The sequence below is a fragment of the Stieleria varia genome (assembly GCF_038443385.1).
Classification (GTDB): Bacteria; Planctomycetota; Planctomycetia; order Pirellulales; family Pirellulaceae; genus Stieleria; species Stieleria varia.
Genome location: NZ_CP151726.1, coordinates 2,298,645 through 2,312,553, shown reverse-complemented (window position 1 = coordinate 2,312,553; position 13,909 = coordinate 2,298,645). Strand labels below are relative to the sequence as shown.

Here is a 13,909-nt window from a genome sequence, read left to right as displayed (position 1 = left end):
TGGAGGTGACACGGGGAATAGAACGGTGGCTTCAAAAAGAAGTGTCAACGCCAAACTTTGAGCAATCCGAGCTAGCGGCCTGTTGATTTAATCGAAATTGGGAACGCAAGGGTGAGCCGTGGGCCGTAAGGCACCGGGCAATGCGGTAGGCCCGGCCGCTTACGCGTCGCGGCTCACTAAATCAACAGCCCGCTAGCGCCTTGCGGCTCACTAAGTCAGCAGCCCGCGAAGACGTAGGCGGGCGCACCGAACGACTTCGTTTCAAATCCACGCACACTGGCTCCGACGTCACGGCTGCAATTCCTCAAACGTGGCGTTGCCGATGCGGTAGCGTCGCCAATCACCGAAGTCGAAATGCCACCACTCGAATTCGAAAACGCGAAACCCTTCCGATTCCATCGTGCGACGTAGCAGATCGCGATACCAACGTTGCCGCGACGTTCCGCCAGGATAGAGTGGAAAAGAACGAAAGGAAAACTCGTCATATCCTGCGACCATTTGGATCGGCTCGCCTGTCGCTCGATCATACAACGTCAAATCCACCGCGCAGCCTCGATTGTGGCGTGAACCATCGGCGGGATTCGCAACAAAGTCCTTGAACTCACCAGGAGTCGCGTCCCAAAACATCTTCGTGACGTGCCATGGTCGATAGGCATCGTGGATCAACAGGCCCAGCCCAAGAGTCTCTAGCTTTGCGTTGGCGCGAACGACGGCCTCCGCGGCCGGCCGTTGCATGAAAGCCCGCGGCTGTTGGTAAAACACTGCCCCCGTAAAGTTGTTCGTCGTGGCATAGCGAATGTCCAACTTGATTCCAGAATCCAAGGTCGACAATTCCACCAGATCGGTTTCGCGAAAGTCACCGGATTCCGCCGGAGGTGTGGCGGCCAAAGCGCCTGCGCGAAGGTCATCAATCGGCTTCACGGGTTTGATCTGAAAGGTCTCCCCGTCTTTCGTGCCGACCTCCCGTCGCTTGAAAATGACTTCTGCCGCGTTGACTGCCACCGCATTGCCGTTCTCATCCCGAGTGAAGCGCAAGCCCTCGCCATGATACAAGCCATGGTCTGGAAACTCGAACAGATTCTCGCCGACTTCCTGCAATGGGTAATAGTAAAACCATTCGATCAATGCGTAGAGATTCTCGTCCTCCTCCAAGATATACAGCGTGTTGTGATCCCAACCATACTCGCCGATGAGACCACGCCAGCGATCTGGAACGTCCGCCGGTGGTTCGTCAGGCAATCTCGCGAAGGTGACATCGCCCACGACCAAGCGACCATCGTCACCCATTTCAACTTTGGTTTCAAAACCGATTTCATCATCCGTGATGATGGTTCCGTCATCCGCTGCAGCACGGAGCTCATTTCGAAACGAACCGTGCTGCAGGAAAACATCTCTGTTGAGTTCGCAAATCCGTGCGAATCCATCGCCATCCAATTCGCGATATCGTCCGACAAGTTTTGCCGCGCGCTGCCCAGGAATCGGGACGGTTGTGCGATACTCGGGCAACGGCGCACCGTCCTGAATCGCGACCATCAATCGCAGAGCATAATCGGCAAGTCGACGCACCACGCCGTTGGTCCCATCCAGGGATGACGCTGCAGCGACTCCCAACTGACGTTCCCTAAGTGCCTCCAACTGCGTTGAAAAACCATAGACCGCCCCGCCATGACCGATCTTGGTGTAACCATCCAGTTGCTGAACATGGAACCCCAGTCCGAATCCCTGTGCTTTGCCGACGGAATCTTTGATAGGTGTCACCATCAGCTCCAGCGACTCCGGCTTCAAGATCATTCCGTCTTCGGTTCGGCCTTCGTCAAAAAGACACGACACGAACTTGGACAGGTCCAACACGCTGGAATACATGTTTCCCGCCGGCCCGGTACCCAGCAAAAACGTTGGCGCCTCAAATCGGCGACCGTCATAGGTCCGCATCCAGCCAGTCGCGAGCTTTGGTTCGACAGCAGGTGTCACAACAAAGCTGCTCTGGTTCATCCCCAGCGGTTGGAGAATCGTGTCTCGAACACGTTGCGGATGAGACACCTCAAGTTGCTTTTCCAGTACAGCGCCGACCACCGCAATCGCGGCATTGGAGTACTTTGTCTTCGTCTCCGGCTTGTAGACCAGCTTGGTGTCGTTGAGACTAGCAACGGTCGCCGCCAAAGTCGGTTCGTCAGGATCAAAGTAATTGCCGACGGGTGACTCTCGCACCAAGCCCGAACGGTGCGACATCATTTGACGCAACGTGAGCGGGACGCCGAAGGGATCCTCGGGTTTGAAATCGGGCAGATACTGCTCTACCGGAGCGTCGAGATCCAGTTTGCCTTCCTCGACCAATTGCAGCACAGCGATATCAGTGAACAACTTCGAAACCGATCCCACACGGTAAACGGTTTCCGCAGTCGCCGGAATGTTCTTCTCTGTGTCCTGAAAACCAAAGCCGTCTGCCCAGACCACGTGATCACGGTCGATCAGTGAAATCGAAAACGCGGGCAGCTCTTTCTGCTCGACTTCGTGCCGCACTGCCTCCCGCAGTTTCTTGATCGCCGGTTCGTAATCGTACTGGGGCGGCTCAACCCGCTGGGCGATCGCGACCGCCAAGCTTGTCAAACTCAAGCGTTGCAGGTTGCTCATGATGGCAACGCATATCCCGGTCTCTGGGTACAGCAGCAACACCGTGGATGTACCCGACTGGGCTCCTCCATGCCAAACCGCTTGTCGTCCCGATTTTTGACCGACGCTCCAACCGAGACCATAGGACGTCTCCTCGCCTGCGCTCGTCTTCTGCCGCGTCCACATCGCGTCAACCGTCGGCTTTTGCAACAAATCACCTCGGTTCATTGCCACGGCAAACCGAACCAAATCCGGCGCCGTCGACAACAATCCGCCCCCCGGAATCTTCATGCTCGTATCGTGGAGCGTTGAGTTGTACAACTCACCTTCGATCAGACTGTGATCATCGGGCAACGTCGTGAGATAGGATGGCGTTGCCCGCAAGTATCCACGTGCTCGACCGGGAATCACCGCAAAGGTGTCGTCGGCGACCGTGTGTGTCATGCCGGATGGAGCAAGAACATATTCATGCAGCAAGCTGATGAAGTCGTTCCCGCCGGCACTCTCGGCCACGTTTCCGAGCAGGTTGTAACCAAAAGAGGAATACCGGTACCGTGTGCCTGGCTCGTGAATCAGCGGATCGTCGGCAAACGTTCGCAAGGCGGCCTTGAGGTTAAAAAAGTGCTCCGTCGACGAGGATTCCGCAGAAGATTTGTAATGTCGAACCCCGCCAAGATGTCCCAGCAGTTGCCGACTGGTAACAGGCCATCGCTTCTCTGGAAAACCAGAAACATACGACGTCACGGACTTGTCTAAATCCAATTTACCCTCGTCCAACAGCGACAAAATCACGGCGGCTGTCATCGGTTTGGCGATGGAAGCCGTTCGGTAACGCGTCGTCTCCGTTGCCTCAACCGAATGCTCAACATCGGCCAACCCGAATCCCTTTGCATAAACCAATTCGTTCTGCGAGGCGACGGCGATTGACATACCAGGCACGCCGTGTCGGTCCATGTAGTTGCGTACGAGTTGATCAATGTCTTGTTGATCAATTTCCTTTGCCGCAATGATTGTGTTCGCTGCGGTATCCTGTGCCGCCGCCGTCGCCAGACCGAGCAAAGCTGTGAAAACCAATGGGCAAAGTAAGCAGCGTATTATCAATGGATGGCGTATTGGATTTCGCCAGAAATCCTGCCCGAAAGGAATTCTGGCGAATCCCATTACCAAGTGCGCCGTTGCGAATGGAACCACGTGCGCCAGTAAATGGATCATTGTTCCTAAACAATATCGCTTGAAGCAAATCATGGCTGTGTGTTCCCATCGTCAGAGTTTGGGTGTTTCACTGGATCGCGTTGGCTTTTCAAAATGACTTGCCCCGACAGGTTGCCATACCACTGCTGATGATCGACGGACAACGAACCGTTGATCAATACGTAGCTGATCCCTTCGGCAAATCGATGTGGATGAAAGGCATCCGAGCGATCACGAACGGTTTCCGGATCAAACACGACCAAATCCGCGACAAACCCGGTCTTCAATTCGCCTCGGTCGATAAGGCCAAGAATCATTGCCGGTAGCGAGGTGGAAACTCGCACCGCTTCCTCCACAGACATCAAACCCCGATCGATGGCGTAATGCCGGATCTTTCGTGGAAACGCTCCGTAAAACCGCGGGTGAACCGGACCGTCATGAGGAAGTGCGATCCCGGCATCACTGGAGGTAGCCGTCCAAGCCGTTGCGGCGAATGCTTCGACGTCCGCTTCATCCATCGAGAATGCCCGCAACTGAGCGCCACCGCGACGATGGCGATCCCCCATGAGCTGAAGTCGAAAAACTGCATCCACCGGTTCTTCTTGATGCATCTCGGCATACTCGCCGAGTGTCTTGCCTGCGATCCCCGCCTCATTGGACTGGATGATCAGGATTTTCTCAGCACCTCCGCGACGAGTGATTTCGTATTCGACATCCTTGCGAAGATGCGAGGTCAGCTGCTCGTCCTGCAGAACACTCTCAAGCTGTTTGGCGAAGTCACGCTTTGAATCGGCGTTGTCGGACTCTTCGCGCTGTTCGTCTCGTTCGCCCGCCTCTTTGGCGAACACCCAATCGGGAATCAAAACGATACGACCGTCGGACCCGCTTGTGTTGTATGGATATTGATCCGCAAATAGCGGAAGCCCTTCTTCGCGCGCCTTTCGGATCATCGAATTGATGGTCTCGCTCGATCCCCAGAAATCTGTGCCGCGAGCCTTGATGTGCGTCGCCACAGTCGTCACCCTCGTGTCGGCGGCAACCGCGATCAACTCTCGAATGTTGTCCACCATCGATGGCTGCTCGTGTGAATCACGACTCGGCAAAAACCACATCGGTCGGGTGCCCGAACTACGTTCGTGAACGATGTAGACACCATCAAACTCCTTGATCGTCTGCGCCAGTGAATGCATCTCTCGCGCAGTGCTCCATCTGCCGGGCACATACTCCAGCCCGGCAGACATTCCAAAAACGCGTTCCTTTAACGCGGAACGTAGCAATCCCTGCATCGTTTCGATTTCCTCGGGCGATGCGGGACGTTGATAGTCGTCGCCGAGGACTTTGCGACGCAGGGTGCCGTGACCGAGAGCTTGGACCACGTTCAATCCGATTCCCGATTGCTGCATCGACTCACGCTGACTTTTCATATCGAGCGGTCCATCGCCGTCCTGGTTTACCACGACCGTTGTGATCCCTTGCGTGATCAAGTTGGGAGCACTGCGTCTTGCGGGATCACGATGAACCAAGCCTTCCTCGGCGTGGCTGTGCAAGTCAATGAAGCCTGGGCAAACAATCTGTCCGGTGGCATCGATGATTCGATCCGCAGTCGCATCGGAAAGATCTCCGATTTCAGCGATGCGATCTGCCACGATTCCTACATCCGCTGAAAAACGGTTCCGCCCCGTACCGTCGATGATTTCACCATTGCGGATGATAATGCTGTATTCACTGGCCTTGGGAAGTTCTTTGCTGTCGTTGGAGGCAATTTCTGTCGTGCCGGTTCTTGCTGCGAGGATCAATGACAACAACTTGCCAAACTGACTGCTGGAAACCACCGTGCCTGATTGGTGTGTGTTGACGCGGTGGCAAACCACCAAGTTCCATTCGGGGATGATCACAAGGTAATGGCCGCGATAGCCGCGACCGGAGTAACTCCCCGCAGGCAACGTCACGCCAGGCAGGTGCTCACCATCGACCGCCACCCACCACATGTATCCGTATCCACCGGATTTTCCGGCATCCGAGTAGGACTGCGTGCTTTCACGAACCCAAGTTTCGGGAACGAGCTGCTGTCCGTTCCATCGACCGTTCTGAAGCATCAGTTGTCCGAATCTTGCCAGATCCCTGGCGCTCAATTGAAACGGATAGGCACGGTGGATCGAATCTTTTCCGGACACGTACTCCGTGTCTCTCCCGGGACGAAAATCGAGCATTCCGAGCGGCTCGGCGATCCTGGAGTTGAACTCGTCGAACAAGTCACGTCCCGTTTGTTGCCGGAAGATGGTCCCCAGCGTGTTGAAATCCCAGTTGTTGTAGTACCAAAACGTTCCGGGTGCATGCGTTCCACGCTTCGGCCGTTTCGCAGCCATGGATGCGGTTTCGTACAGAGCGGGGTGATAGACTCCCGACCTGGCCATCAGCAAGTCACGAACCGTAGCCGTCTTTTCGATCTCTGTCAGCGGTGGCTCGTTATCGTCGATGCCCAGATCGCCAAGCGTTTCATCGAGATCGACAATACCATCCTGTACATGCTGACCAAACATAGCACTCAGCAGGCTTTTGCGAATGGAGTGACAGTTGAGCGGCATTGCGACCGCTCCCCATTGATCAACGAGCTTGCCATCCTGCAGAATGACGACCGCCGCGGTATCGATCGTCTGGGAATAATCTTTCGCTTCCGCAAGACGCTCGATCGACCATTGATCTGCGGCCGACGACGCCGTGACGAGAAAAAGCAACGCCCATAGGGCCAGCATCCGGCTGAGACAATTCATCATCTTAGTACTCACTATCAATCAGTCACGTGAACTTCGCGCCGGCCTCGCCAATCCGCTGCAGCCCTTGACATCGATTCCGTATTGAATCGCATCACGATCTCACCATCGTGACTCACTGCAATGATACCGCCGCGAACCGGATGCTCTTTGCTTGACAGGATCGCCTCAACGGCTTTGTCTGCCGTATTACCGAGGTACGACATTCGCGCGGAGACGTCGCGAGCCACACCATTGCGAATGAAGTCTTCCCCGATTCCCGTGCAGGACACCGCGCAGGTTTGATCGTCTGCATAAGTGCCGGCCCCTGCGATGGGAGAATCGCCAAGTCGACCAAACCGCTTGTTGGTCAGACCTCCCGTTGAAGTCGCGGCGGCAAGACTGCCATGGGTGTCCAGCGCACAACAACCGACAGTCCCCATGGAATCGGATTCACTTTGCCGCTGCTGCTGTCGTTGCTGCTGCTCAATACGATCCAACTGAGCACGCCGAAAGTCTGTGGAGAAGTACGAGTTCGGGACCCGCTCAATCATCACGTCGTCCGCGAATTGATCGGCAAACTGTTCTGCCCCACCGGCGACCAGCAGCACGTGTTCGGTGTGAGTCATCACCCGTCGAGCAAGCGAGATGGGGTTCTTGATGGTTGTGACGCCGCCCACCGCTCCCGTGGATCGATCACGACCATCCATGATCGTCGCGTCCAGCTCGTGAGTTCCCGCCGCGTTGAATACGGCCCCCTTGCCAGCGTTGCAGTAAGCAGAATCTTCCAGAATCCGCACGACGGCTTCCACCGTATCAAGACTTGTCGCTCCGGACTTCAACATCTCCTGCCCGGCGGTCAATGCCTGCTCAAGAACCGCCGTTTTGCCTTCAATCCATTGTTCGCTCTTGGGTGAGCTGCCAGCACCGGCATGGATCACGATCGCGTAAGGCATCTGCGGTTCTGCTCCAAAGCAGAGGCCGCCGACAAGGCATGGTATGCAAACGATCAAAAACAACGCTGTTCGTACTGCCATCAAATGCCACCTTGTGATTCTTGATTGCGTAAAAGAACTCAATACGGCGAATTGCCGGTGAACACCACCCCGCTACCGTACCCATCACCAAGCTCGATTCGCCCTTGGTTGATCGAGACACCGCTTGCCGCATCCGCTGACAACAACTCTGCCCCGTCCAAGTCAGCATAGTCCAACAATGGCGACAATTGCGCGGCCCCGGAGATCCCCACCGTGCTTTCCACCATACACCCCAACATGGTTTTCAACCCTAACTGCCGTGCCTGGCGAAGCATTCGGACCGCAGGCGTCAGCCCTCCACACTTACACAACTTGACATTGACCCCATGGAACCGGCCGGCACACTTGCCGACGTCGGATTCAATCTGACAGCTTTCATCCGCGATGATTGGCAAGGCGGAATGCTGGTACACCAGTCGTTGATCTTCTGTGGACGCATCCGCGGGAAGCGGCTGTTCAATGAACTCCACGCCAAGAGACTTTAATTGATGTGAATTCTCGATCGTCTCCTCAGCCGTCCAACCGCAGTTTGCGTCAACGCGAAAAACAGCCGAGGTGACTTGCCGGAGCGATCGAACAATCTCGACGTCTCGATCCGTTCCTAACTTGACCTTGTAGATTCGCCAGTTGGGACGCGCCTTCAATTTTGCAACCATCTTGTCGATCGTGTCGATGCCGATGGTGTAACTGGATTCCGGCACAGACTCCCAACTCAAATCGAGCAATTCATACGTCCGTCGCGACGTGAGTTTGCCAAAGAGATCGTACGCCGCTAAGTCCAACGCGGATAACGCGAAAGAATCGTCCGCCAAAGGTTTCTGCAGGATTTGCCACAGTTCAGCGGGTCTCCCAAACTCGTACGACTCAATCGTTTCACGACACGACTGCAGTGACTGGGACATGGAATCCAATGTGTGCCCGTAGTAGGGATTGGCCGTCGATTCGCCGTACCCTCGGTGCCCTTGCTGTTCCAGTTCAACCACGAGCGACGGCTGTGTCGATATCGAACCGCGGGCAATCGTGAACTCAAACTCCAAAGGCAGTTCAAGACGATGTAAATGCAGCTTCACCCGATCACCTCCTGCCTCAGTTGGACAACGGCATCAGCCAGCACGCCGGCACCATCACGATACACGTCGCACACCGGCAATCCAAACTCTTGCGAGACACGCTCGCGTTCTGACTGAGCCTCTGACTCATTCAATTGACGGCTGTTCATCGCGATGCCAATGACTGAACATGGATGTCGCAGAGATGCAGCCATCTCATAGGCTTGGATCAGTCGTCGCATCGGCAACAGCGGCACCCCGTCAAGCCCTTTGACTTGCTCGCGTCCCACCTCATAACAATAGATCAGGCCGTGTGGTGCACAGCCATGCAATAAGCCAAGCGTTACCGCCGAGAAACTGGGATGCGAGATGCAGCCTTGCCCCTCAACGAGAACGAAGTCATGCTGCTCGTTGCGTCTTACGAGCGACTCTGCGGCTCCGTTGACAAAATCAGCGACAACACAGTCGATCGGGACACCTTCGCCGGAAATCATGATCCCTGTCTGACCGGTCGCTAGAAAGACAGCATCCAGCCCTCGCCGCTTGAGCTCTCGCTCGACCTCAAAGGTGGCCACCATTTTGCCCACACTACAATCGTGACCGACCGTATGGATCCGTAGGCATCCGTCACGAAATGCAGCGGCGGTTGCCGTTTGCTTCTCCACATTCCGACGGACGTCTATCAACTTGCCGCCATGAGCCTCAGAAAGCGAGACAAACTCAGGATTATCCGAAAGGAAATCATGGAGGCCAGAGACAACGTCGATCCCTCGCCGCAGAGCGTCACAAATGACGTCTCGCCACGACTCGGGAAGCTTTCCTCCGGGAGGTGCGATGCCGATGAACACGGAGTCAGCATCGTCGGGCACGCCATCGAGGACGGGAACCCCCGCCCCCGTCCCAAACACATCGAACGCATCCTGTCCCGAAAATTCACGATCAATCACCGCTGCGATATCGTCGCAACGATATCGCAACAGATTGATCGCCGTCTTCGCAAGAAACGGCGTCGAATACCCATCCGTCAACAAAACGATTCGACGGTAGTTGCTCAGTGCCGACGGCTCGTACTTCATGTTCTTTCTCACTCAGAAATCCATGCTGCGTGGAGGGGCACCACGAACGTGTGCCGATCCGACTGTTAGTGACGCTCATCTTATCCGCAACTCGATGGCTCCGCACTGCGCAACTGCGCAGTTTTGTTAATCTATTGCGCACAACCGTCAACAAGAACTTTTACGTAGCGACGTGCGAAAAATGACTGTCGCGAAATCCATTTAGCAATCATCGCTCCGCGTGATTCTTGCAAAGTGACAGGACAACTGTTTTCCGCACGTCCCACCGCAGCCTCAGGTGTTCATCCAATGCCAGCCTCAGGACACAGAATTCGTCAGGTAGGGATCCTTGTCGAAACCGACGATTCATGGGGACGCAATGTGGTCGAGTCGGTTTGCCGAGCCGCGAGAAACAACGGCTGGACCGTTTTGATTGCTCCCCGGGACGCGCAGGGGCGACTGCGATTGCCCAAGGTCTGGAAAGGCGACGGCATCATCGCATCACTGCGAACGACGTCGCTGACCCGACATGTGAAACAACTGAAACTGCCGGTCGTAGACGTTTCGGCGATGGTGCCCAAGCAAAGTTGGTTTGCTCGCGTGGCAACCGACGACAACGCTCGCGCACGATTCGCGTTTGACCATCTTCGCAATCATGGAATTGCCAATTTTGCCTGTTATGCTCCACCGATTGGCCGCTACTCCGACGTCAGATCGGAATCCTTTGTTCGCACGGTGACGCGGGAGGGATTTCAGTGCGCGCTGTACCAAACCGACAGCGACGACCAGAGCGGATGGCTGACCAATCATGCGAACGTGCAACGATGGCTGGCTCGGCTTCCAAGACCACTCGGAGTGTTTGCCGCAGACCCGTATCCGGCTCGGCAGTTGATCGAGATCTGCACGTTAGAAGGCATTCGCGTTCCAGACGACGTGGCAATTCTTTCCGGCGACGATGACGAGTTGCTTTGCAACGTGGCATCGCCGCAGATCTCCGCCATTGAATTGGCAAGCCATCGGATCGGAGAAACCGCGGCAACGATACTCTCACGGATGATGGATGGAGCGACCACGCCGAAACGCACCAAATGGATCGCCCCGCTGCGAGTGAGATCACGGCATTCGACGGAAATCCTTGCCATCGGCGACGAAGAAATCGCAGAGATTCTCCGATACATTCGCGACCACGCCACGGAAGGCATCAACGTCGCCGATTTGACGCGTGCCTTTCCCATCTCGCGTCGCCGACTCGAACAACGCTTTCGCCTTTTACTGAAGCGCAGCCCTGCGGTGGAGATTCGCCGCGTCCGACTCGAGCATGCTTGCCGTTTGTTGCTCGATACAGACCGATCGGTTTCGTCAATCGCAACCGAATCTGGATTAGCATCCGGAGCCTCCCTGTCGCAAGCATTCCGTCAATACATCGGAGTCACTCCGCTCGAGTACCGCCAAGGAAAACGAACGCATGGCTCGTCGCTGAAAACCGCGGAGGCGGCGGAGGCGTAAAGCCTGGGACGCTAGTCCCAGGTTTCGTGCCCCAACGATTCCGGCTAAGCCGCGGGGGAAGCACGAGAAGCCTTCGCTTGGGCGCGTCAGTTTGCTGTACGATAACGTTGATGCGATCAATTGAACTCCCGTCAACTTCATACCGGACATAACATGAGCAGAAAACTGTATGACCGTTTGGCACTGTTGACGCTCGTCGTCAGCGTGAGCTTCATTGGATCGTTGATCTGCGACGTCGCCGACGTGTCAGCGCAGACCACCGACCGGGAATCATCGAAGACAAACGGAGGCGATTCGGACCTCCAATCACGATCGGAAATTGCCCAGGCCATTTCGGACCTCGGCAGCAACCAGTTCCAGCAGCGTCAAACGGCTTTTCGAGCTCTTGTCGCCAGCGGAAAAGACGCGATCGATGCTTTAGAGCAGGGCACCAATTCAGCGGATTTGGAATCGAGTTCACGGTGCTTGGAGGCTCTCGCCGAAATCTGCCAAGACAAAGAAAAAAACAACTCGGATGCGGCGTTGGCCGCGCTGAGACGTCTGGCGACCCATCCCACCGGTCGCATTGCCAACCTTGCAGCCAGCAAGCTCAAGAACCTCACGATGACGGATGAAGATCGTGCCGTGGAAGCATTGATTCAGGCAGGCGCACGAATTCATCGGGGCACCAAAGATGAAATCTTCTCCGTGAGCGTTGCCCGCGATCGTGAGGTTGCAAAATTAAGTCGCCTGCCGTCGCTTCGATCAGCGACATTGACGGGCGTCGAAATCACCGATGCGGGGTTGAAGTCCCTGGTCAATGCACGACAGCTTACTCATCTGCAGCTGATGAACTGTTCTGTCACCAATGAGGGGCTACACAGCCTCACCGAAATGGCGTCGCTCGACAATTTGACGGTGCACAAGATGCGAGTGACCGCCGCAGGAGTACGGCACCTCGCAAAAATCAGCGGCTTGCGATCACTTGCGCTGTATGAACTTGACGGCAGCGAGGCACTCGAATACTTGTCCGAGATCCGCCAAATTGACAAGTTGACATTGAATGATCCCGAGATAGCGATCGGTTTTTCAAGTTGGATCAATCAGTGTTCGCACCTCAGCGAGTTGGATCTTTCTGTCAAGAGAATCCAGGACCATGACTGTCAAGAGTTGGCTGAGATCAAAATACCGCTAGATTTGAGAATCTCGCTGTCGCCAGACATCACCGCGGAAGGCTGGAAGGCTCTTGGGCAAGCTCCGCTCGTCGATCTCTCTCTGTTCAAAACATCGATCGACGACGCCAGCATGACGTTCCTCGCAAGTTTGGGAGAACTGACCCGACTCTACATCAGTGACGCACAAATCACCGATCGGGGACTTGGGCACTTGGAGGGACTCAACAAACTGCGATACGTCACGCTCCGAGACACGGACGTAACCGAAAAGGGGGCCGCCCGACTGCAGGAGGCACTTCCACAATTGGCTCGGGTCACTACGTCCAAAGGCGGCGTCGGTCCTGTCGGTGCGGTCCTTCCACCTGCGGCGATCGGTTTCACCAACAATCCCGTCTCCGGTGGAAAGAATGCGCATTTACGGGCGGAGCTCACCAACGAGATGGTGGAGAAGCTGAAGAAAGAAACGGACCTCTCAACGGTTTTTCTATTGCGTGATGTGAGCACGGACGAACATCTCAAGATGCTTAAGGGCGTGCAGCTAAAAGGGATTTTCATCGATTCGGACAAGGTAACAGACGCTGGTATCCACGCTCTTGGCGAGCGAGTGGATCTGGAATCGATCTATATCAAATCGGAGTCCGTCGGCGATGAATGTATCAAAACCTTGACGCAACTTGCGAGTTTGTCGAATCTCCAATTGATCGGCGGGCGGTTTACGGACGACGGCATCCGTTCGCTGATCGAAGGACTCGCTACCAAAGGCAAGATTACGTTGCTTAACGTAAGCGGATGCCCGCGTGTGACAAACGCGTCGCTGAAAGAGCTAGGCAGCCTGAAATCGCTTCAGATGCTGACCTTGCGAGAAAACCCTGGTGTTACCAGTGAGGTCTTCGAGCAAGTTAAAAAGCTTGACAGCCTGACGACGCTTACCTTCGAGGGTTCGGTGATCGACAAAAATTACCTGGACCAACTTAGCGCCTTGAACTTGACCCGGTTGAGCTTGTTCGGCCCAGGCATCACCGATGCCATGATTGAGCCGATCAGCAAGTTCCAAAAGCTCAAGTGGCTCTCGCTAGCGACAACCTCGATTGGAGACGACGCGATGGATGCCATCAGTAAACTTCCCGCATTGAAGTCACTTATACTAGCGGACACTGCCGTGAGCGACGAGGGGCTCGCAAAACTGAATGGGCTCGCGAATTTGCACTATCTCAACATTGAATCGACGCGTGTGACCCAGACGGGCATTGATCGATTGCAGGAGGCAACGCCTGATAAAAAGATAACGGTGCAGTCGGGCCGGTAGCAGACGATTGCTCGGGACGTGCGGAAAACGAGTGTCGCGAAATCCACGTAGCAATCATCGCTCCGCGTGATTGTTGCAACGAGACAGGACACTCATTTTTCGCACGTCCCCCATGTATGTTTTCGCGAACAGCTCGCGACCCCGCCGGGCGCAAGCTGAGGGTGAGGTGGTGGCGATCCGAAAGAATCGCAAAAGCAGACCAAGTCGAGTCCCTGAAATTTTTTCCAAAAATCCCCCTCCCCCCCGTCACT

At 55.4% G+C, this 13,909-nt stretch carries 7 protein-coding genes; 2 read left to right on the top strand and 5 right to left on the bottom strand.

What is annotated here, in order from left to right; translation table 11 throughout:
- Positions 1 to 288 precede the first annotated feature (288 nt).
- From Pla52nx_RS07970 to Pla52nx_RS07950, 5 genes are all read right to left on the bottom strand, one after another.
- A complete protein-coding gene (locus Pla52nx_RS07970) occupies positions 289 to 3,684 on the bottom strand; it encodes a serine hydrolase (RefSeq protein ID WP_197454964.1) in 3,396 nt (1,131 codons plus the stop codon).
- 167 nt (positions 3,685 to 3,851) lie between these two features.
- Positions 3,852 to 6,575, bottom strand: coding sequence for a serine hydrolase (locus Pla52nx_RS07965; protein ID WP_146522507.1), 2,724 nt, complete (start codon positions 6,573 to 6,575; stop codon positions 3,852 to 3,854).
- A 14-nt stretch (positions 6,576 to 6,589) separates the two neighbouring features.
- Positions 6,590 to 7,588 carry an isoaspartyl peptidase/L-asparaginase family protein gene (locus Pla52nx_RS07960; RefSeq protein ID WP_146522506.1) on the bottom strand — a complete coding sequence of 333 codons (999 nt, stop codon included), beginning with the start codon at positions 7,586 to 7,588 and terminating at the stop codon, positions 6,590 to 6,592.
- A gap of 38 nt (positions 7,589 to 7,626) precedes the next feature.
- Entirely contained in the window at positions 7,627 to 8,658 is a 1,032-nt protein-coding gene (locus Pla52nx_RS07955) for a dipeptide epimerase (protein WP_146522505.1), read from the bottom strand.
- Positions 8,655 to 9,713: a DUF1611 domain-containing protein gene (locus Pla52nx_RS07950; RefSeq protein ID WP_146522504.1), complete on the bottom strand. Its 1,059-nt coding sequence runs from the start codon at positions 9,711 to 9,713 to the stop codon at positions 8,655 to 8,657. The genes Pla52nx_RS07955 and Pla52nx_RS07950 overlap by 4 nt, the downstream gene beginning before the upstream one ends.
- Before the next feature lie 288 nt (positions 9,714 to 10,001).
- Here Pla52nx_RS07950 and Pla52nx_RS07945 point away from each other — a divergent pair, with 288 nt between their 5' ends.
- Both Pla52nx_RS07945 and Pla52nx_RS07940 read left to right on the top strand, forming a co-directional pair.
- Complete coding sequence (locus Pla52nx_RS07945) at positions 10,002 to 11,198, top strand: xylose operon transcription regulator XylR (protein WP_146522503.1); 1,197 nt, start codon at positions 10,002 to 10,004, stop codon at positions 11,196 to 11,198.
- A gap of 153 nt (positions 11,199 to 11,351) precedes the next feature.
- A complete protein-coding gene (locus tag Pla52nx_RS07940) occupies positions 11,352 to 13,658 on the top strand; it encodes a leucine-rich repeat domain-containing protein (protein ID WP_146522502.1) in 2,307 nt (768 codons plus the stop codon).
- Positions 13,659 to 13,909 lie beyond the last annotated feature (251 nt).

Bases quoted from the DNA above. Each gene is read 5' to 3' on its own strand.
- Pla52nx_RS07960 (WP_146522506.1), bottom strand. From the start codon at position 7,588: ATGGCAGTACGAACAGCGTTGTTTTTGATCGTTTGCATACCATGCCTT.
- Pla52nx_RS07950 (WP_146522504.1), bottom strand. From the start codon at position 9,713: ATGAAGTACGAGCCGTCGGCACTGAGCAACTACCGTCGAATCGTTTTG.
- Pla52nx_RS07945 (WP_146522503.1), top strand. From the start codon at position 10,002: ATGCCAGCCTCAGGACACAGAATTCGTCAGGTAGGGATCCTTGTCGAA.
- Pla52nx_RS07965 (WP_146522507.1), bottom strand. From the start codon at position 6,575: ATGATGAATTGTCTCAGCCGGATGCTGGCCCTATGGGCGTTGCTTTTT.
- Pla52nx_RS07940 (WP_146522502.1), top strand. From the start codon at position 11,352: ATGAGCAGAAAACTGTATGACCGTTTGGCACTGTTGACGCTCGTCGTC.